The following is a 17799-nucleotide window of genomic DNA, read 5'->3' as shown; positions in this document are numbered from 1 at the left end:
TGGAGCCTTGCTAGAAAGGCCTTGGCGGGTGGCAGCGTGAGAGAAGCTCATGGTTGCCGATATAATCAGACCGATCAGCTTGAGTTTTTCGCTGCTGCGGCGCTTCTGGCCGCAACTCATGGCCCTTGTACTGGCCGGGGTGCTGGCCGGCGATCTCCTCATGCAGCTGGCGGCGCGCGTGGCACTTGCCAATCATTTCGCCGGGCTTGCCATGCTCACCTTGGTGGCGCTGGCGCAACTGGTGGTGACGGTGGCGATGTTCCATGTGCTGCGGCCGGGCCTGCCCAATCTGCTGGCCGCGCAGCGCGGCGCCGACAAGGCCGCTGCCGCCGAGAGCGAGGCCGCCGGCAAGCATGCGGACGGCGCCGGCAGGCACGGCTCGCGGCTGGTGCGCATGATCACCATCGCGCTGCTCCCCTTCTTCGCCTACTACGCGGCCTGGGGGTTCCTCGGCGATATCGTGCGGCAATATTCGCGCGAGACGCTCGACCAGGCCGATTTCGGCCAGAGCGCCAACGTGCTCGACGTGCTCGATTCGCGCTGGCTCCTGATCTCGGTGGCCGTGTCCTGGCTGATCCGGCGGCTCGCCAAGCTCATGCAGGGCAAGACCTCGGAGACCAGGATCGGAGCAAACTCGTTCTGGCAGATCGTGGTGGTGATCTGCGAGACCAACTGGATCTTCGTCGGTCTCTACGTCATCAGCCGCTGGAAGGACTCGGCGCTGCAATGGCTGATGAGCCGCAATTTCTGGTCCGTGCTGCAGGCGTCCGGCGACGGGCTGGCGAGCCCCGTGACGGCGGCGAGCGCCGCACCAGTGGTGCCGGTCGAGATCACCTCGATCCTGCCCTCGACCATCGCCATCAACCTGTTCTTCTACATGCTCCTGCCGCTGATCTGGCTGGTGATGGCGGCGCTGATCTATGGCTATGACGTGCGCGACGATGCGGCGCTGATGCAGGTCCACGGCCGCGTCCAGCGGTTAGGCCAGCGCTATGCCGGCATGCCGAAATTCCTGCGCGATTTCGTCGAGCATTTCGTCAAGGGCTACCGCTCGCGCTACCTGCCGATCGCCAATGGCGTGCGGCTGACGGTGAGCTCCAGCCTGGTGCTGTTGTGCACGCTTGTTGTCGGCTACCGGCTGCTCGACTGGGGCGCGGCCTGGCTATGGCTTGGCGCGACGCGGGTGATCGGCCCGCACGAACTCGACGTCTGGCAGATCTTTTCGCGCGGCGTGACGCTGCTGTTCGGCAGCCCGTTCCAGGATTCCTCCACCGGCATCCTGATCGAGCCGCTGCGCATATGTTTCCTGGCCGCCGTGCTGGAGACGGCATTTTCGCTGAGCTCCCTTCTCCCCGTTCACGGGGAGAAGGTGCCGGCAGGCGGATGAGGGGCGGCGCTGACGCAAAAGAACTGAGAGCTTGGATTCGCAAGGCCAGCGCTGACCGCGATATTGGGCGTAGCAGCCACTTACCGAAGCGCTGGCGCTGCCCCTTATCTGGCTGCCGCCATTTTCTCCCCGTATAGGGACGGGGAGAAGGACGCTCACTTCGGCGGCCTTTGAAAACGCAGATACCACGGCCGCTCGCCGCTCAATCCCACAGCCGGGCGAATGGTCTTCACCGCGTCCTGCGGCACGATGAAAATGTCGCCGACGGTCACGGTGTCGCCCTTCCTGGCGCCGGAGAAGATCGCCGAGGTGCAGTTCATCGTGCCTTCCGGCAGGCTGACGCCGCTGATGAAATCGGGCAGCCAGCGGCGCCCGGCGGCGTCGGTCAGCATCAGCTTGCAGCCCAGCCATTGCTTCTGCAGGTCGGGGTCGCCGATGGTCACGGTGAAGGTGGCGATGACGGCGAAGGCGCCGCCGGGCAGGCGGCCGGCCTTGCCGCCGCGCAGGTCGGCGAGCTTCCAGTCGCTGCCGCCGAACGGCACGGACTGGCCGAACGCGACCTCGCGGGCGACAAGATCCTCGCCACGCAGCCATTCGCGCACGCTGTCATAGCTGGTTTCGGCCAGCGTCAGCGGTAGCAGGATGGCAAGCGCGACAAGACCGCGCCGGCGCCATTTTCGCTCGGCCTGCCGGTCGGCCGCCGCCTCCGTGCCTGTCGAAACAGCGCTCATGACTTGCCCTGGGATGGAGGCGCGTCGAGGTCGAATTCCGGCAGGATGCCGGCCGGCTGGCCGTCGGCGCCGATGGTCAGCCCATCGAGGCTGATGCGGGCCTGCGCGTCGAGCGGGCCGAACTGGCGCGCCGATATCAGCAGCCTGGCACCGCGTATCTGGTCCGGCGGCACTTCGAAGACGAAGAGGCCGCGTTTGTCCAGCCCCGGATCGACGCCATGCGGCGGCATGTCCTGGCGGTAGCCCAGCCGCTCCGTCTGGTGGTAGCGCAGCCCGGTCGGGCCCTGCCAGGTGCCGTCGGCCACCGTCGTGGACGTGCCGACCGCGGTGAGGTTTGTCGTCACCACCGCCCACAGGCCGCTGGTCGTCAAAAGCTTTTCCTGGCCGAACTGATCGGTCTTGAGCCGGCGCGCGAAGATCACCTTATCCAGCCTGACATCGAAGCTGCGCGCCCGCACCGTGTCATGCATGGCGCCATCGATGGGGACAGGCGCCGTGAGCTCGGCATAATGCGGCTTCGTCACCTGCATGCCGTAGCTCAGCGCCACGGTCGCGCACAGGATGGCGAGATTGCCGAGCACGCGGATCCTCATGAGCCGCTCCCGGACTGCCCGCTCTGCGGCTGCCCGCCCTCCGGCAGGTCGGCGACCGGCAGTGTGACGGTGCCGAGCCGGTAGGGGTTGTACCAGCCGGGCGTGCCGTAGAGATTGTCATGCGGCTTGAAGATTTCGGCGGTGACGGCGAAGGCGAGATTGGCCGGCACGGCGGCATCGCCGGCAAGCGGCCAGACATAGGCCATGCGCTCGGTCATGCCGGGGTGCAGTTCCGGCGTCAGCGTGGAGTCGCGCACCAGCGCGATCATCGGCGAGGGGTCGGGCAGGGCGATGCCTTCCGGGGTGAAAACGTTGAAATAGCCCTTGTCTGATTGCGCGGTGCGGTTGGTCATGTCGACTTCCAGCACCAGCGCTTTCTGGCCCGGCTTCAGCGCCACGCCATACACCCTGGCATGGCTGACATAGGCGCGCACCGGCTGCAGGCGCCAACGCCCGGCCTCGATGGCGGCGTCCGGCGACAATTGCGGCGGAGCATGGGCGGGCAGGGCGCCGAACGCCCCCATCAGGCCGGCGACGAACAAAGCGGCGATGGTTCCAGCGCCGGCCGTGATCCAGGTCTGAATTTTTGAGCGGGCAGTCGCAAACATTCCAAACTATGCACGTCGAACGATCAGCCACCCACGCGCAATCTAGAAAGAAAAAGCAGGGATTGGAACCCGCAAATGGCTGGTCCAGCGATGCCCGGCTTCAGGCTGCTTCCAGCACCCACAGGCGATGGCCGTAGCGGCGGAAGAAGCGGGCGATGAGAAGCTTTTGTCTCGACCGCGCGAGATCGCGCTGGCGCCGTTCCTGGCGCCAGCCCGGCATGGCGCGCCAGCCGGCGATGAAGCGGGCGGCGTCCTCGACGGCTTCGTGCGCCGACAGCGCCGGGCCGATCGCGGCCAGGAACAGCTGCTCCGACTGTTTCAATTCATCGATGACGGCCTTGCGTCTGAAATGATCCAGGCGGGCCTGCGCGATGCCGTTGCGGCGGATCGCCTCGAAAGCCTCGATGAGGGCTGGACTGTCGCCGGTGTAACCGCAGGCGCGGGCGAAATCGGCGGCATCCATTCTTTCTCCCGCGTCCGGGGCGCGGGCAGTTCCGCGCCGACTCACATTTTGCAAGTCATATATAAGCATAACTCAAATAGACATAAAAGAGAGACTATTGAAGAGGGTTGAAAACTGCGACTCGACTCCCGCTTCAAAACACGGGAAGATAGGAACAAATCAGAAACAAAAGGACAGGGGATGATGGCGTTGCCGGGCAGGGAAGCAGTGATCGCGCAGGTCGCCTCGCTGTCGGTCGAGTGCGCCGATTGCGGCCGCAACAGGTGGTGGCGGCCCGATCAGTTGAAGCGCTTCGGGGTGAACGGCAACACGCCGCTGGCCGCGCTGTCGGGCCGCATCGTGTGCTCGGCCTGTCGCGACGACGGGCTGCCGGGCACGGCGATCTCGATCCAGGCCGCCTTTATCGACGAACGCCAGCGCGTGCGCACCGAGGCGCGGATGCTGAGCGATCGCGAGGCGGGTTAGGCGGGCTTGAGGGCCGGGTTCTTCCTTCTCCCGCAAGGGGAAGCGTCTCGGCCCTAATAGCCCAGCAGTTCCTTCAGCGGGATGACGCGCCAGACCTGCTTGATGGCGTAGCGGTTGAAGGTGATCGTCCTGGGCGGATTGTATTGCTCGACCACCAGTTCGCCCGCCGTGCGCCGGACCAGTTTCTTGATGAAGGCCTTGCCGTTTTTCTCGTTTTCTTCCGGAAAGGTCTCGATCACCACATGGTCGCCCGGCACGGCGTCGCGGCCGCCGCAATAGATCATGTCGCCGGGCTCGTAGCGCGGCACCATGGAATCCGACAGCACATGCAGAGCGAACACTTTCGGCAGGCTGCGCACGCCCGGCGGGCGCTGGACGTAGCCGGCCGTCTCGCCGTTGAGGGTGAAGTCGCCGTCATCGCCGCCGACCGCGGCGCCCAGCACCGGAATATCCATCGCTCCGGCCGGCAAGGGGCCGGCATCGGTGACGATCTCGGCATCCGCCACCGGGCCGGCATCGTCGAGAAAGACGACTTGCCCTTGGCCGAGCGCGACCGGGTCGACGCGCAGGAAGGCGGCGGTCTTCAAAAGGTTCTCGGTCTTGGGCAGGTTGCGCCCGGTTTCCCAATTTCCGACGGCGGCGACATCGGTGTCGTTGTGCTCGGCGATGTGGCGCATGACCAGGCCGCGCTGCTTGCGGGCCTGGCGGATCGCGGCTCCGACCCTGATCGACAGTTGCGTTTTCACCATGGCCTCATGTGATCGACAAGTCTTGCTTCCGTCCATGAAAGAATGGCTTGCATCAATTTTTGAGTTATGCTTATATCACCTCATGCAAAAGCTCAACCCCTTCAGAGTCGACAGCGCCTCCAGGCCGATCTTGCCGGATGCCGACGTCCTTTCCCTTCCGCCCCGGCCGTCCTCCTCCCCGGCCCGGGCGACGCGCGAAGCCGATCGCCTTGACGCATCGGCCTCGCGTCCGGTTCGCCCGTCACCGGCGGCCGGAACGGCCGGAGCCGCCGCTCCCCGCGGCTCCGGCCCCCAATCCCGCCCAACCGGCTGCCGTTTTCCGATCCGGACGCGGGACGGCATCCCTGACGAGCCGACAAAGGGCAGGGCGGTTTGCGCCCCTGGCCGCACCAGCCGGCCGGGCTGAACCGCCCAACCGCAGGAAATCCCAACGGCCGACAGGCCAGACCAGTCCCGGCAGCGCCGATGGCGCCGCGGGCAAAACCCGACGCTTGCCCGACGGCGCCGTGCGCGGCCGCCGCCGGCCGCGCAATGGAGACGACATGGCAAGCTACAGCGACAGTGAGATACAGGCGATCGCCGGCTGGCTGAGGGACGGGCTTTCGGCATCGAGGATCGCGGCGGCGTTCAGCGCCCGGCGCGGGGCCCCGGTGTCCCGCAATGCCATTATCGGCATCGTCCACCGCAACGCCATGCTGGGCGCGATTGGCTTTGCCAACGGCAAGGGCCTGCCGGGGGACCATACGGCGCTGGCCAAAGCGGGCCGCACCGCCAAGGTCGAACGGAAAGGCGCCGGCAAGATGCAGGGCGCCACCAGCCGTGGGGGCGCCGCCTCGTCGCCGGTGGTGCCAGGCAAGTCCGCCGGCCGGTTGAAGCGGAACCTGCCGCCCGCCCGGTCCCGGCCTGTCCGGCGCGAGGCGGGCGTGCTGGTCGCCGATGGTCAAACCTATCGTTTCGAGCCGCCGGTGCAGCCGCGCGGTCCGATCGGCCGGCAGCCGCATGGCGTGGCGATGCGCTTCATCGACTGCCTGTTCGACCGCTGCCGCGCGCCGCTCGACCTGACGCTCGAGGAAGACCCGCAAAGCGAGCGGCCTGGCCAGGACATGCTGTGCTGCGGCATGCGCACCAGGGCGCTGAAAAGCTACTGCAGCTACCACCAGGGGCGTTTCCAGCGCCGTGTTTGTCAATGAGAGCTTGCCGGCAGGCGGATGAGGGAAGCGCTGACATGGCGGGATCAAACGTCAAGCATCTCATTCGGATGCCACTTGCCGAAGCGGCGCCGCCGCCTCTCATTGCCCTGCCCGTCCTTCGCGGCCGGGTTGCGGCCACGGGGGGTGAATTGGACATTTCTCGCCATATGGTGACGTGGAGAAAGACGCTTGGCCTATTTCGGCATCTGCCGGCCCTGTTTGGGCATCCGGCTCTGCACCGTGCGCGCTTCCAGCATCATATCGGGGCCGGCCGGGGCAACCAGGATGCCGGTGACACGGGCAAATCCGGTGAACACTTTTATCGCATCCGATTGCGAGATCTGCGCGGCGATGGCCGCACTGCAGGCGTTGAGCGCGCTGCGGTAGACATGGCCCCGCCGCTCGATCGGCCAGCGCTGCAGGAAATCGGCGGCATCACTGACGTTGTCGATCTCCTCGACATGCCCGTCGAGGGACACTTTGAGCGGCACTCCGGTTTTCATGGTACCCACGGCGTTCACCTCCGGTCCAGGCGCGGCTTTCAAGCCGACGCTCATAAACGCACAAGGCCGGCAGGCGGTTGCATCGCCGCCGTTTCAGGGGCTGGCCGCGGCGTCGAGCCAGTCATGCGCGCGGCTTCTTGGCCTGGCCACCAATATTCCCTGTTGCCTGGCCGCGTCGCGGAAGGCTTCGAATGCCGGGCGCGGGCAGCATGTGCCCTCGACCGCGAGGCCGACAAGGCGGGCGGCGTCGAGATAGGCCGGCGCGGCCTTGTCGGGCCATTGCTGACGAAGCGCGATTGCCGCGTCGGCCACCGAGCCGACCAGCATGGTCTTGTTGTCGCAAAAGCGCAGGGTCACCGGCATGAAGGCCGTCATCGGCAGTTTTCTCCTTGGCATGGACGCGTCACAACGTCCGGACCAATGGCTGGTTCCATTAGCCAGGATGGAAGCACAGCGTGGAGCGCGGCATGAGCGAACGGCCCTTCATGCAGCTCTACGTCTCCGATTTCGTCGGCGACACGCTGCAGCTCTCGACCGAGCAGATCGGCGCCTACATGCTGCTTCTGATGGCCATGTGGAACGCCGGCGGGACCTTGCCTGACGACGATGCCAGGCTGGCGCGCGTAGCGCGGCTGCCTCTGAAACGATGGCGGGCGATCAGCGCCGAGCTGCTTTGCTTCTTCGAGCGCAAGGGCGGCGAGATCGGCCATAAAAGGCTGACCAGGGAGTTGCGCAAGGCACAACTGAAGAGCGAGGCGAGGGCGGCCGCCGGCGCGCGCGGCGGGGCCGCCACCGCCTTGAAAACAAAGGCGCATGCCAGGGCAAATGCCGATGTTTTGGCGCGGCATTCTCCAGAATCCAGAAACCAGATGGAAAAAGCCTTCGCTTTTTCAGCGCGCGGGGCGCGCGAAAGCGTGGGGGTCGCGGTTGGACAGGACGACAGCGGCAGGGGCATTTCGGCCGGGCATGGCAACAGCCGCTCCAGAAAGCCCCCCGGCTGGGTCAGGCCTAAAACCCATAGCGACGCCGCCAACACCATCATCGAGGAGATCCGCGGACATGACGGCAGCCGAACTGCAGCAGGCGACGAAGGCGCTGGCGGCGATGTTCTCATGCTTCCCGCAATCCGCCCTGACTGATGTCGAGATGCAGATGCGCGGCTATCTCGGCGCAGTCAGCGATGCCGAGCTTGCCGACCTCAAGGCCGCCATCCAGCGCTTCGTGCGCGGCGAGGTGAGAAGCGGCAACGCGCAATTCTGCCCGTCGAGCGCGCAGCTCTGCATCGAAGTGCGCGAGCGGCGCGTGATGCGGGAATTGCTGGCGAGAAGAGGTGCGCAAGTGCCCGCCAGGCACGCGGCAGAATGACTGCCCTCGATAGCCGGCCTTTTAAAAAAAACACCGTACCCAACGCAAGGAGGCACCATGCCGAGAAAAACCAGACCCACCAGGCCGCAGGCGCCCAAGCTGCCGGAAGGCGAGGCCGAGCAGGTGCGCATCCGCCGCGAGGTCGGCCATGATTTCGCCCTCAGGGAGGACGCCTTCGGCCGCAAGCGGCTGACACCGGGCACGGCAGAGGCGCGGCGCGTCTACGAGGTGTCGAATGACGGTCACACCTCCACCGGCGGCATCGTGCGGGTGCGCAATGTCGATCCGCTCGTCGGCATCACCTCGCTGTCGCGCCAGCAGCGCGAGGCCGGCCTGCGCTACCGAGAGCATTTCCAGCGCAGCCAGCAGGCCGACATCAAGCCGATGCGCTGGACCGAGCGCGTCGACGGCGGCCGCACCGGCGGCATCGCCGACAGCGTGCTCAACGCCGGCCGCGCCCACGCCGCCGCGACACGCGCGCTCGGACATTGGGACGTGGCGGCGGTGGTGCGCAAGGTCTGCTGCCTGGAGCAGCCGGTCAAGACCGTGGCCGAGCAGGACGGTGAGAGCCGCGATGTGGTGACGAAGCTGTTGAAGGTAGGGCTGGACCTGCTGGCCGTGCACTACGGGATGATGATGGGGCGGTGAGGGGCGGGGCGATGGTCCGGCCGGCGATGCCGGCCGGACCAGTTTCATGACATCGGATTATCCGCAGACGCGGATTTCCTCTGTGATCCTGTGGTGATGGCGCCAGTGCGTCACCAGCTCAAGGTGGCAACGGTGGTGCCGGTGGAAATAACGCGGCCTGTAGCCGTCGTCATAGGTGTCGTAGGGACTATAGACGTAGCGGCCGCCATAGGTCCCATCGTAATAGTCGTTGCCGTAATAGTTGTCATAGCCGCCGATGCCGATGAAGACGTGGCTGCGGGCGTCTGCGGGGGCGATCATCGCCGCCGCCGAGGCGACCGCGATCACGGATGCCAGCAAGAGTTTTTTCATGACAGCCTCCTTCTTTAGGTCTGCCTAATAAACGTCGCGGCCACGGCCCTGTTCCCATAAATCGTGGAATCCCTGGTTTCCGGCAGCATGCCCGAGCCTCGCTGCGGGACGGTGCATGGCCGTACCTGTCAGCATGGTGAACCCGGTTTTGAACCTTGGCCGCCGCCAGCCATTACCTCGCCATGGAAACAGACACGGGAGATGGAACCATGCACATCATTCTCGGAGGCACCGGGCATGTCGGCTCGGCGGCGGCAGCAGCGCTCCTGCGGCAGGGCGAACCGGTGACGGTGGTGACGCGCGATGCGGCCAAGGCGGCGCCCCTGGCCGCGCAAGGGGCCGAGGTGGCGGTGGCCGACGTGCTCGATGTCGAGGCGCTGCGCGGCGTGTTCAGGCGCGGCAGGCGGGCGTTCCTGCTCAATCCGCCGGCCGATCCTTCCACCGACACGGATGCCGAGGAGCGCCGGACCGTGGACGCCATCATTGCCGCGCTGGACGGTTCGGGGCTGGAGAAAGTGGTCGCGGAATCCGCCTATGGCGCGCATGCGGGCGAACGGGCCGGCGATCTCACCGTCCTGCATGGGCTGGAAGAGAAGCTGCATCGCCAGGCGATCCCGGCCAGCATCATCCGTGCGGCCTATTACATGAGCAACTGGGACGCCTCGCTGGAGACGGCGCGGCGCGACGGCGTGGTCAACACGCTTTTGCCCGTGGATTTCGAACTGCCCATGGTGGCGCCACGCGACCTCGGCGAGGCGGCGGCGCGCCTGCTGATGGAGCCGGCGCAAAAGAATGGGCTGCATCATGTCGAAGGACCCTCGCGCTATACCGCCGGGGATGTCGCGTCGGCCTTTGGCGAGGCGCTCGGCCGGCAGGTTCACGTGGTCTCGACGCCCCGCGGACATTGGGTCGAGGCGTTCGAGGAGATGGGTTTTTCGCCGGCGGCAGCCCAATCCTATGCGCGCATGACGGAGGTGACCGTGGACACGACCTACGATCCGTCGACCAGGCCCGAGCGCGGAAAGGTGACGCTGGAACGCTATGTGGCTGATCTGGCCGGGGTTGGCTAGGCGAGTACTGGGAACGTCGCGCTATCCCTTATCCGCCTGCCCGTCCCTCGCTGCCCTGCGGCCACGGAGGGTCGACCTTCTCCCGTGAACGGGCGAAGGAAGGTAATCCGTTAAAACAGCGCCTTTTCCAGCGGTCCTTCCAGCGTTTCGGCAAACGCCGTCGCCAGATGGTGCCTGTCCCTGAATGCGAGCCTGCCGCCGATGAAGACGTGGCAGGTGGCGCTGTTGCAGAAGCGGTCGGTGAGGTCGACGTAGAGCGTGTCGGGAACGCTGTTCACCACCGCGCGCTCTTGCGCGGCGACACCGTCATTGGCGGCCTCGGCCCTCGGCGTGTCGCACAGCGACGGCGCCTCGCGCCACCACAGAGCGCGGGCAACGCAGGAATCGGCGAAGCTGTTGGCGATCGGCGTGTCGCGGATGACAGCCGTCTCGACGCCGGCCCGGCTGAAGGCTTGTAATGTGGAGCGCAGGCCGGCCTGCCAGCGCGCGGTCTCTGCCTTGCGGCTGGCGGCCGGCATGTCGCGGGTCAGGTTGCCGATCGAGAATTCCGAGATCACCACCAGGCGCGGCTTGCGGGCGATGATGTCCGATATCGCCTGTTCGCGCCAGGCGTCGCATTCGGTGTAGTCGCGCTTGAGCACGGTGTTGAAGGTCGACAGCCGCGAGGCGCGGCACGAGGATTTGAGATAGGTGACCACTTTGGTGTCGTTGCGGCTTGCCGCCTCGACCAGCGGCGTCGACCAGTGGTCGGCATGCGAATCGCCGAACAGCACGATGGTGTGGGCGGCGTCGGCCGGCCCGAAGGTGCAGGGTTTGGGCTTCACCGTGTGGAAGTCGAGCAGGCAGTTCTTGTCGGTGGCGCGCGCGATGGAGGGCTGTTCGGCCGCCGCTTCGATGCCGCGCTGGGCGGGGTCGATGTTGCGCGTGGCCAGATGCGCGTTGGCATAGGCGGCCGCCACGCCGGCGGCGGTCAGCACAAGCGCGGGGGCAAGGGCAAGCCCGGGAAAAAGCCGAAGCGGTTTTGCGCCAGCGCCGGCACTGAAGCGCAGGGTCCGCAAGGTGCCGGCCAGCCAATCGCCGCGCCGCGCCGGATTTTCGATCAGACGGTAGGTGGCCGCCGACAGGACCAGCGCCAGCACGGCGCAACCGATGCGCTGCGCCACGCCGAGGTTCGGCTCCAGCATCCCGGCATAGACGATGACGGGCCAGTGCCAGAGATAGAGCGAATAGGAGAGCGTGCCGATCCGTTGCAGGGGCGCCAGCGACAGCAGGGCGGCTGGCGCCAGGGCCGGCCAGCGGGACACGCCCGGCACGTCGCCTTGTGCGCCGGCGCCGCTCAGCAGCACCAGCACGGTGCCGGCGACCGGCAGCAGCGCGTACCAGCCGGGGAAGGGCAGGTCTTCGCTCAAGGTGAGATAGGCGACGGCGATCAGCGCCAGGCCGAGCCAGCCCTGCATGGCCCGCAGCCAGGTCCGGTCTCGCCAAAGGGCCGGCGCGGCGAATGTCGCCAGACCGCCGGCGGCGAATTCCCAGGCACGCAGCGGCGAGAAGTAGAAAGCCCAGGCCGGCGAAAGGCTGGTGAGCCACAGGCAGGCGGCGAAGGAGGCGAGGCCGACGATGCCGATCACGGCGACCGTCATGGCCCGGCCCCGATGCAGCCAGGCGGCGAACACCAGCAGCGCCGGCCAGACCAGGTAGAACTGCTCCTCCACCGATAGCGACCAGAAGTGGATGAAGGGGTTGCTCAAGGCATCGGCGGCGAAATAGTCGAACGACCAGCGCAGCAGCCACAGATTGATGGTGTAGGCCGCGGCAAACATGGCGCCGCGCGAATAGAGCGCCTGTTCCTGCGGCGCCAGGATGAAATAGCCGGCGGCGAGCGTCACAACGATGACGAAGATGGCGGCCGGCAGCAGCCGCCGGGCGCGCCTGGCATAGAAGCGCCAGAGGTCGAGCCGGCCGGTCTCGCCGATCTCGCCCATCAGATGCGTCGTGATCAGCCAGCCGGAAATGACGAAGAAGATGTCGACGCCGGCAAAGCCGCCGGGGAGCGCGGTGAGGCCGAAATGATAGGCGACGACGCCGCCGACCGCCAATGCGCGCAAGCCCTGTATATCAGGCCGAAACGATGCCGCCACGACAGCTCCCTCGTTTGCGCCCAGCCCGCCCCACGTCCCGGCCGGATGACCGATATCGCAATGCAGCACACTTTTCGCAGTGCAACATGGCCAGAACAAGGACGGATGCGTTTACGGCCTGGATTGCAGCCTGTAGGGTCGGGACCATGACGCTCAAACGGATGGACAATATAGGCATCGTCGTCGAGGATCTGGCGGCGACGATCGATTTCTTTGTCGAACTCGGCCTCGAGCTCGAAGGGCGGGCCACGATCGAGGGCGAGTGGGCCGGGCAGGTCACCGGACTGGGCGACCAGCATGTCGAGATTGCCATGATGCGCACGCCGGACGGCCACAGCCGGCTCGAACTCTCCCGCTTCCTGAGGCCCGCTGTCGTGGCGGATCACCGCGACGCCCCGGTCAATGCCCTGGGCTATCTGCGCGCCATGTTCACCGTCGACGATATCGACGACACGCTCGAGAGGCTCGGCAAGCGCGGCGCGCGGCTCGTCGGCGGCGTCGTCCAGTACAAGGACGTGTACCGGCTCTGCTACATCCGCGGGCCAGAGGGGCTTCTCATCGGGCTCGCCCAGGAACTGGGCTGAGCCGGCTGCGGGTACTCCTTGTTTTTACGCAATTCCCAAGGGGGAAGTGCTGCGCGCTTCTCCCCGGGAAAACCGCTCACACTTTTGCTCGAATTGCTCTAGCCCGCGCCGGGGCGGCACAAGGGCGGCGTCTCGCCCTCGATGCTGATGATCGCGGCATGCGCCAGTATGCCGGCCTGCTCGGCCTTCTCATCCGGCGAGGGCTGCTTGCCGTCCTTCGACAGCGGCGGCAGCCTCTGGTCCAGCCTGGCCGCCATGGCGTCATAGTCCTTGAACAGGAATGATCTGGACACTTTGCCGGCGTCGACATCCTGCCAGCGGCCGAATGTGGCCGGTGGCGGCTTGCTGTCGATGTCGATCAAGGCGTGGTCGATGCCAAGCGCCTCGATGATGGCGGCGCGGCGGCCCTCCGCCAGATAGAGGTTCAGATCGCGCCTGTCTTGGTCGTTGCGGGCGGCTTTCCAGTCCTCGCTGGCATAGCCTTCGATGCTCAGCTTCAGCCTGGGCGCGGCGGCGGCATTGCCCGCCTTCTCATAGATGGCCTTGGTGCGCTCCATGCAGTCGGTGTAGCGGGCGGCAATCTCGCGCAGCAATGCGCTTTTCGCCTCGCTGTTGGGCAAATTCCGGTTGGTGAGGCTGGTGAGGCCGAAATAGAAGGCCTTTGCCGGCGTATCGATGCCTGTCTCGCCGAACGACTTGTCCTGAACACCGGTTACCGGGTCGAGGAAGATAGGCAGCATCATGGTGCCACCGCCATAGTCGTAGACCTTGCCGCCGGCGGTATAGACCTGGGTGATGAAGGTCGGCCCGGCATGGGCTTCGGGGGCCGAGGCCGGCGCGGCAGGGGCGTCGATGATGACGGGCACGACAACGGGCGATGGCTGCGTGCCGGCGATGCGGCCCGCACCCTCCTGGATCGAGGCCGCAAGGCCTCCGGTCGCGCCCACCAGCCTGGCGAGCGGCGAGGCATCATCCTGCCCGGTACCCTTGCCGAGTTTGTCCGCGACGGCGCCGAGCCCGGTCTGGACACTGGCGGCCAAGCCATTGGTGGCGTTTACCAGGCCGTCCAGCGATGGCGCGCCGCCTGTCCCGGTTCCCTGGCCAAGCTTGTCGGCGACCGTGTTGAACCCGCCCTTGATATTGTCCGCCAGCAGGTTGGCCGCGCCCAGCAGGGCGGTCTGGTCCGACGTTTTCTCCCGGGGCGTGTCGCAGGGCGGCAGCTTGGCGACGCGCTCGGTCGATGCCACCAGGTCGGCATTTACGGGTTGCGGATTTTTGCCTTTCTTGCTTGCGTCCGCCTGGTCCGGCTCGGGAAGCTGAACTGGCTCGATGCGCACCACAAGCGACTTGTCGACCTCGGTGACAGGATTGCCGCCACGCGTCTCGACGAAATAGCTGTTGCCATTGGCCAGCAGAACACGGCCACGCTCCAGCAGGCATGTACCAAGTTCCGTGGTTCGCGAAATGAAGGCGAATTGCTTGTCGCGGCCCAGCGTTCCCGACGCATAGGACGGAAACAGCATCAGCGCGATAATGAACATCGATATCAGCGCGTTGCCCAGGAATGTCACGCTTTCCCTGGATGACGACGTTTTGACGAATGCATCGAGTTCCGACGCGAGCGGCTTCGATTTCGAGTCGGTTTTCAGGCGCCTCTTATCGCAGTCATTCCAGTTGAACTTGTTGAAGCTGAAATACTGGTCGGACCGCCTCCCCCTCACGGTGTTCAAAAGCCGGTCCATCCTGGTAGGGTTCGCCCTGTCCGCGCCGTTTCCTCCCAGTTCGGCCTTGTTTTCCAGAACGCTGCCATAAATCGCCGCACGCAATGCGCTCATGAAATTGTCGCGTCTGACCTTCTCGAATATGACCGAACCCACATAGGCCGCGATCACCGCGATCGCAGTCGCGGCGAAGATCCAGTTCTTCAGGACCAGATTGTTGTCGAAAACGACCACGGCGATCGCAACGGCCAGGCCGGTCAATCCGCCGGTGATGAGGGCTGATTTGGCGGCGAAAAGCCCATTCTTCTCGATGCGGATGGCGCAGGGACGCGTCGCCTCCTTGTAGGCGTCGACGGAAGCCTCGGTGTAGACATCGCGGCCGGTCCTCTCAGCGTAATTGCGGGCGTAGTCCAGGAAGTTGCGATACCGCAGGAGGACCTTGCTGGCCTCGGCCAGCAGTGTGTCGTCGGCTGCGGACCGGTCGGGATTGCCGACGGCCTGCCTGGTCGGTGCCGGCTTCAATGGCGACCGGAAATTGTCGATCTCCGTCAGCATGGCGTCGATCGAATGCTGATCCAGTTCGAATGCCTTCAGGCGCTGGTCGAACTCGTCCTTGACCCTGTCGAACAGCCGCGCCGCGTTCGACTGATAGGTGACGATGTCCATCTCCTCGGCGATGCGCTTGGCGCTGGCAAGGTCGAGAAGGCGGTTTATCTCCTTGACAGTGTCGCTGCTTGAGATGGCGACTTTTTCGATGGACCCCAGCGCCTTGCGTTCTTCGACAATGTCGACACCCTTGGGCGTCGGTAGCGAATTGCCCTTGCCATTGTAGAAGATGGCGGGATTTTCCTGTCGGCTGACCAGGACGTACACATTGTGGAAAATCGCCTTGGCCGCATCCGAACAGTCTTCCGTTGCGCCTGCCGCCGGCGTTGCGCCCGAAGTTTGCTGGATGCCGCCCGGCCAGTTGCTGCTGTCGCTCATTGCCTATCCTCCAAGATCCTGTTCCAGGAAATCGCGCGCCCGCTCCAGGCCCATCACAAACAGGTCCCTCTGGTCCTTTTCGCCCATGGCGAAGTTGAGCCAGTCGGCGTCCTGGACGTTGATGGCCGCGAGGCGGAAGGGAAACTTCGCCGGCATCGTCGCGCCGGCTTGAATCTGCCGCCTCTCGAAGACCTGCCTTCTGCGGTCCAGCACGTCGATGGCATCGCGGTCGCGCTGGTCGCGCACCATGAAGGCGACCGTTCCGACATCTCCGGCCAGGCTGCTCAGCCGCGCGCGGCGGCGATACGGCTTGGTGGGGGTGGCATTCATCAGCGGCACGGCGATCGTCGGCACGTCCGGAAGGATGGCGCTGAACGCATCGACCGGAAGGTTCGAGAATATGCCGCCGTCGAGAAAGGCCACTTCGTTGACGGCGCGGAAATCATCCAGCTTTTCCTTGCTGGCAAGCCCGCCGAATTTGCTGTCGATGAAGGCTTTCCAGTTGGTCTTGTCGACGCCGAAGATGGCTGGCTCGAAGAAAAACGGGATCGACATGGATGCCCGCACCAGCGAGGCCGGCGAGTTGGCGCCGGTTTCGCCGGACAGATATCTGACATCGTCGGGAAACTGGAATTTTACACCGATCGGCATGCAGGAGGCCATCACCTGCAGCAATTGCCTGCCCTCGTGGTCAACCGGTTCCAGGGATGACAAAGGCTGTTGTCCGAGTTTCCTGGCGGCGACGATGGCCGCGTTCAGTTGTTGCGAGATGGTCCTCAGCCGGGCAAGCAGATCGTCGATGGTGCGCAAGCCATGCTGGGCCAGCACGCCCCGGATCCAGTCTTCGAAAGCATTGCCGGGATTGAGTCCGCGCTGATGCAGGATCTGGCGAAAGGCGCCGAGCCAGGCCGGCCAGGACGAGGGCAGGAAAGACTGCCGCTTGAGCAGGAACTGCTTGATCAGGCGGCGCGTCCGGTACGGGCCGTCGATGAAGGCGCTCATCGGCATGGCGTTGACGATGGCCACGACATCCCTGTGCGTCGGGGTCAGCAGGTCGTCGCCACGCACGGCAGCCATACCCATGGCCATGATGGCGCCGGCCGAGGCGCCGGCAATGCCGGCGAAGCGGACGCCGGCTGTTTCCATACCGGTGACGAAACCGGCATGCGCGATGCCCAGAACGCCGCCACCCTGGAGGACGATGTTGGCTATCCTGTAGATGCCGTCGGCGGGCGCGACGGCATCGCGCGGCGGCTTTGCGTTGCGCGGTGGCGCGGCGGCATTGAAAAATCTCAGTTCATGGGATCTGTCGTCCGCCGCCCTGTTCCTGGCGGCAACCGCCTTCAGCCAGAAGAACTGGTCCACCTCCGGCCGGCCGGCGAGCGTTCTGATCTCGCCAAGCAGGCTGTCGACGCCCGGATCGTTCCAGACATCCAAGGCCATTGGTCCTTCGCCCCCCGCGAATCCCGTGACTGTCGCTCTGCGTTGCCGAAGATCCCAGCCCTCGCAACGCATGCCGGGCGCACCGTGATGGTGCCGTCTTCCCCTGGTTCAGGTTACTCCCAAGCAATTCCTGTTTTTGTTTTAGGTATGGCTTTATTAGGCTGACATTTCATTTGTGGCGTCAAGTCGTTTTTCCTGTCGACTTGGCCCGGTGCGCGAATTCATTGCGTCTTTGCTGGTATGGTTGCTGATGCGTTCCAGCCCCGGCTATTGCATTTCACCGTTTCACACTTTGCCTGGAACTGATCCAGCAACCGGCCTCGCGCTGCGCGCGGCGTAGAGGCCCGCCGCTGCCGCCGCCACGACCAGGACGGCAAAAACCGTCAGCTTCAGCGGCGTGGCGCCTTGCGGGCCGAACGCGACGGCATACATGGTGCGGCCGGGAATGAAGGTGAGAAGCCCTGTTATGACCAGTCCGATCATATAGGTGCTTTGCATGATGCGGCGGTGGGCGGCGATGTTGCCGCGGCGCGCCATGCGCATGCCCCGCCACAGCCCGGCCAGAACCAGCAGCGACAGGAGGTGGATCGGGCTGAACGGCCCCCACAGCCGGATCGTCCAGATGAAGAAGCTCGACAGGGCGACGACCGCCATCAGGCCGACCCAGACGCGACCGAGCGCCCGGTGCAGACGGTCGCCCTTGGTGCGCCAGAGCTGGACGGCGCCGAGCAGGAGCGCCGCGATCGCCGCCAGCGCGTGCACCTGGATGAGCGGCGAGGCATGGAACAGAGGGTCGAGCGACATCG

Annotated in this window: 20 protein-coding genes; 8 read left to right on the top strand and 12 right to left on the bottom strand. The window is 65.6% G+C overall.

What is annotated here, in order from left to right; translation table 11 throughout:
* Positions 1–118 precede the first annotated feature (118 nt).
* The gene (locus FJ967_RS29165) at positions 119–1387 is read left to right on the top strand and encodes a hypothetical protein (RefSeq protein ID WP_246675429.1); all 1269 of its coding nucleotides are present in this window, start codon (positions 119–121) and stop codon (positions 1385–1387) included.
* Between the two features lie 155 nt (positions 1388–1542).
* Here the strand turns inward: FJ967_RS29165 and FJ967_RS29160 are convergent, their stop codons facing one another.
* The 4 genes from FJ967_RS29160 to FJ967_RS29145 form a co-directional block, all read right to left on the bottom strand.
* A complete protein-coding gene (locus tag FJ967_RS29160; protein WP_140735764.1) occupies positions 1543–2118 on the bottom strand; it encodes a hypothetical protein in 576 nt (191 codons plus the stop codon).
* Positions 2115–2711 (bottom strand): hypothetical protein, encoded by a 597-nt coding sequence (locus tag FJ967_RS29155; protein ID WP_140735763.1) that lies wholly within the window; start codon positions 2709–2711, stop codon positions 2115–2117. The genes FJ967_RS29160 and FJ967_RS29155 overlap by 4 nt, the downstream gene beginning before the upstream one ends.
* Entirely contained in the window at positions 2708–3319 is a 612-nt protein-coding gene (locus tag FJ967_RS29150; protein WP_140735762.1) for a hypothetical protein, read from the bottom strand. Before FJ967_RS29150 ends, FJ967_RS29155 begins: the two co-directional genes overlap by 4 nt.
* Positions 3320–3419: 100 nt before the next feature.
* A complete protein-coding gene (locus FJ967_RS29145) occupies positions 3420–3782 on the bottom strand; it encodes a hypothetical protein (protein WP_140735761.1) in 363 nt (120 codons plus the stop codon).
* Positions 3783–3965: 183 nt separating this feature from the next.
* Here FJ967_RS29145 and FJ967_RS29140 point away from each other — a divergent pair, with 183 nt between their 5' ends.
* On the top strand, positions 3966–4247 hold the full coding sequence (locus tag FJ967_RS29140; RefSeq protein WP_140735817.1) for a hypothetical protein: 282 nt from the start codon (positions 3966–3968) through the stop codon (positions 4245–4247).
* Positions 4248–4300: 53 nt separating this feature from the next.
* Here FJ967_RS29140 and FJ967_RS29135 read toward each other — a convergent pair whose 3' ends face one another.
* Positions 4301–4996: a helix-turn-helix transcriptional regulator gene (locus FJ967_RS29135; protein WP_181176188.1), complete on the bottom strand. Its 696-nt coding sequence runs from the start codon at positions 4994–4996 to the stop codon at positions 4301–4303.
* Positions 4997–5538: 542 nt separating this feature from the next.
* Between FJ967_RS29135 and FJ967_RS29125 the strand changes: the two genes are divergently transcribed.
* The gene (locus FJ967_RS29125) at positions 5539–6186 is read left to right on the top strand and encodes a GcrA cell cycle regulator (protein ID WP_140735758.1); all 648 of its coding nucleotides are present in this window, start codon (positions 5539–5541) and stop codon (positions 6184–6186) included.
* A 194-nt stretch (positions 6187–6380) separates the two neighbouring features.
* Here the strand turns inward: FJ967_RS29125 and FJ967_RS29120 are convergent, their stop codons facing one another.
* Together FJ967_RS29120 and FJ967_RS29115 are read right to left on the bottom strand one after the other, a co-directional pair.
* Positions 6381–6743 carry a DUF982 domain-containing protein gene (locus tag FJ967_RS29120; protein WP_140735757.1) on the bottom strand — a complete coding sequence of 121 codons (363 nt, stop codon included), beginning with the start codon at positions 6741–6743 and terminating at the stop codon, positions 6381–6383.
* Between the two features lie 39 nt (positions 6744–6782).
* Positions 6783–7064: a DUF982 domain-containing protein gene (locus tag FJ967_RS29115; RefSeq protein WP_140735756.1), complete on the bottom strand. Its 282-nt coding sequence runs from the start codon at positions 7062–7064 to the stop codon at positions 6783–6785.
* Between the two features lie 92 nt (positions 7065–7156).
* Here FJ967_RS29115 and FJ967_RS29110 point away from each other — a divergent pair, with 92 nt between their 5' ends.
* The 3 genes from FJ967_RS29110 to FJ967_RS29100 are packed head-to-tail and all read left to right on the top strand — an operon-like array spanning position 7157 to position 8702.
* Positions 7157–7828: a DUF1376 domain-containing protein gene (locus FJ967_RS29110; protein WP_140735755.1), complete on the top strand. Its 672-nt coding sequence runs from the start codon at positions 7157–7159 to the stop codon at positions 7826–7828.
* Complete coding sequence (locus tag FJ967_RS29105; protein ID WP_140735754.1) at positions 7749–8054, top strand: hypothetical protein; 306 nt, start codon at positions 7749–7751, stop codon at positions 8052–8054. Before FJ967_RS29110 ends, FJ967_RS29105 begins: the two co-directional genes overlap by 80 nt.
* A 57-nt stretch (positions 8055–8111) precedes the next feature.
* Positions 8112–8702, top strand: a complete 591-nt coding sequence (locus FJ967_RS29100) for a DUF6456 domain-containing protein (RefSeq protein ID WP_140735753.1) — start codon at positions 8112–8114, stop codon at positions 8700–8702.
* 57 nt (positions 8703–8759) lie between these two features.
* Here the strand turns inward: FJ967_RS29100 and FJ967_RS29095 are convergent, their stop codons facing one another.
* Positions 8760–9053, bottom strand: a complete 294-nt coding sequence (locus FJ967_RS29095) for a hypothetical protein (protein WP_140735752.1) — start codon at positions 9051–9053, stop codon at positions 8760–8762.
* A 209-nt stretch (positions 9054–9262) separates the two neighbouring features.
* On the opposite strand from FJ967_RS29095, the gene FJ967_RS29090 reads away from it, so the two are divergent.
* Positions 9263–10123: an NmrA family NAD(P)-binding protein gene (locus FJ967_RS29090; protein ID WP_140735751.1), complete on the top strand. Its 861-nt coding sequence runs from the start codon at positions 9263–9265 to the stop codon at positions 10121–10123.
* A gap of 110 nt (positions 10124–10233) precedes the next feature.
* On the opposite strand, the gene FJ967_RS29085 is transcribed toward FJ967_RS29090, so the two are convergent.
* Positions 10234–12261 carry an acyltransferase family protein gene (locus FJ967_RS29085; RefSeq protein WP_140735750.1) on the bottom strand — a complete coding sequence of 676 codons (2028 nt, stop codon included), beginning with the start codon at positions 12259–12261 and terminating at the stop codon, positions 10234–10236.
* A 146-nt stretch (positions 12262–12407) separates the two neighbouring features.
* Here FJ967_RS29085 and FJ967_RS29080 point away from each other — a divergent pair, with 146 nt between their 5' ends.
* The gene (locus FJ967_RS29080) at positions 12408–12845 is read left to right on the top strand and encodes a VOC family protein (RefSeq protein WP_140735749.1); all 438 of its coding nucleotides are present in this window, start codon (positions 12408–12410) and stop codon (positions 12843–12845) included.
* A 98-nt stretch (positions 12846–12943) separates the two neighbouring features.
* Here FJ967_RS29080 and FJ967_RS29075 read toward each other — a convergent pair whose 3' ends face one another.
* From FJ967_RS29075 to FJ967_RS29065, 3 genes are all read right to left on the bottom strand, one after another.
* Positions 12944–15550: a hypothetical protein gene (locus tag FJ967_RS29075; protein ID WP_140735748.1), complete on the bottom strand. Its 2607-nt coding sequence runs from the start codon at positions 15548–15550 to the stop codon at positions 12944–12946.
* 3 nt (positions 15551–15553) lie between these two features.
* Positions 15554–16993 carry a patatin-like phospholipase family protein gene (locus tag FJ967_RS29070; RefSeq protein WP_181176187.1) on the bottom strand — a complete coding sequence of 480 codons (1440 nt, stop codon included), beginning with the start codon at positions 16991–16993 and terminating at the stop codon, positions 15554–15556.
* Positions 16994–17278: 285 nt separating this feature from the next.
* Entirely contained in the window at positions 17279–17797 is a 519-nt protein-coding gene (locus FJ967_RS29065) for a DUF2306 domain-containing protein (RefSeq protein WP_140735746.1), read from the bottom strand.
* Positions 17798–17799 lie beyond the last annotated feature (2 nt).

The organism is Mesorhizobium sp. B2-3-4 (genome assembly GCF_006442315.1).
Taxonomy (GTDB): Bacteria; Pseudomonadota; Alphaproteobacteria; order Rhizobiales; family Rhizobiaceae; genus Mesorhizobium.
Note: the sequence above shows the minus strand (reverse complement) of the source record. Positions and strands in the feature narration are given on the sequence as shown.

Excerpts from the sequence above, each read along its gene's own strand:
- FJ967_RS29165 (WP_246675429.1), top strand. The coding sequence starts at position 119 with ATGGCCCTTGTACTGGCCGGGGTGCTGGCCGGCGATCTCCTCATGCAG.
- FJ967_RS29160 (WP_140735764.1), bottom strand. The coding sequence starts at position 2,118 with ATGAGCGCTGTTTCGACAGGCACGGAGGCGGCGGCCGACCGGCAGGCC.
- FJ967_RS29155 (WP_140735763.1), bottom strand. The coding sequence starts at position 2,711 with ATGAGGATCCGCGTGCTCGGCAATCTCGCCATCCTGTGCGCGACCGTG.
- FJ967_RS29150 (WP_140735762.1), bottom strand. The coding sequence starts at position 3,319 with ATGTTTGCGACTGCCCGCTCAAAAATTCAGACCTGGATCACGGCCGGC.
- FJ967_RS29145 (WP_140735761.1), bottom strand. The coding sequence starts at position 3,782 with ATGGATGCCGCCGATTTCGCCCGCGCCTGCGGTTACACCGGCGACAGT.
- FJ967_RS29140 (WP_140735817.1), top strand. The coding sequence starts at position 3,966 with ATGGCGTTGCCGGGCAGGGAAGCAGTGATCGCGCAGGTCGCCTCGCTG.
- FJ967_RS29135 (WP_181176188.1), bottom strand. The coding sequence starts at position 4,996 with ATGGTGAAAACGCAACTGTCGATCAGGGTCGGAGCCGCGATCCGCCAG.
- FJ967_RS29125 (WP_140735758.1), top strand. The coding sequence starts at position 5,539 with ATGGCAAGCTACAGCGACAGTGAGATACAGGCGATCGCCGGCTGGCTG.
- FJ967_RS29120 (WP_140735757.1), bottom strand. The coding sequence starts at position 6,743 with ATGAGCGTCGGCTTGAAAGCCGCGCCTGGACCGGAGGTGAACGCCGTG.
- FJ967_RS29115 (WP_140735756.1), bottom strand. The coding sequence starts at position 7,064 with ATGACGGCCTTCATGCCGGTGACCCTGCGCTTTTGCGACAACAAGACC.
- FJ967_RS29110 (WP_140735755.1), top strand. The coding sequence starts at position 7,157 with ATGAGCGAACGGCCCTTCATGCAGCTCTACGTCTCCGATTTCGTCGGC.
- FJ967_RS29105 (WP_140735754.1), top strand. The coding sequence starts at position 7,749 with ATGACGGCAGCCGAACTGCAGCAGGCGACGAAGGCGCTGGCGGCGATG.
- FJ967_RS29100 (WP_140735753.1), top strand. The coding sequence starts at position 8,112 with ATGCCGAGAAAAACCAGACCCACCAGGCCGCAGGCGCCCAAGCTGCCG.
- FJ967_RS29095 (WP_140735752.1), bottom strand. The coding sequence starts at position 9,053 with ATGAAAAAACTCTTGCTGGCATCCGTGATCGCGGTCGCCTCGGCGGCG.
- FJ967_RS29090 (WP_140735751.1), top strand. The coding sequence starts at position 9,263 with ATGCACATCATTCTCGGAGGCACCGGGCATGTCGGCTCGGCGGCGGCA.
- FJ967_RS29080 (WP_140735749.1), top strand. The coding sequence starts at position 12,408 with ATGACGCTCAAACGGATGGACAATATAGGCATCGTCGTCGAGGATCTG.
- FJ967_RS29075 (WP_140735748.1), bottom strand. The coding sequence starts at position 15,550 with ATGAGCGACAGCAGCAACTGGCCGGGCGGCATCCAGCAAACTTCGGGC.
- FJ967_RS29070 (WP_181176187.1), bottom strand. The coding sequence starts at position 16,993 with ATGGCCTTGGATGTCTGGAACGATCCGGGCGTCGACAGCCTGCTTGGC.
- FJ967_RS29065 (WP_140735746.1), bottom strand. The coding sequence starts at position 17,797 with ATGTCGCTCGACCCTCTGTTCCATGCCTCGCCGCTCATCCAGGTGCAC.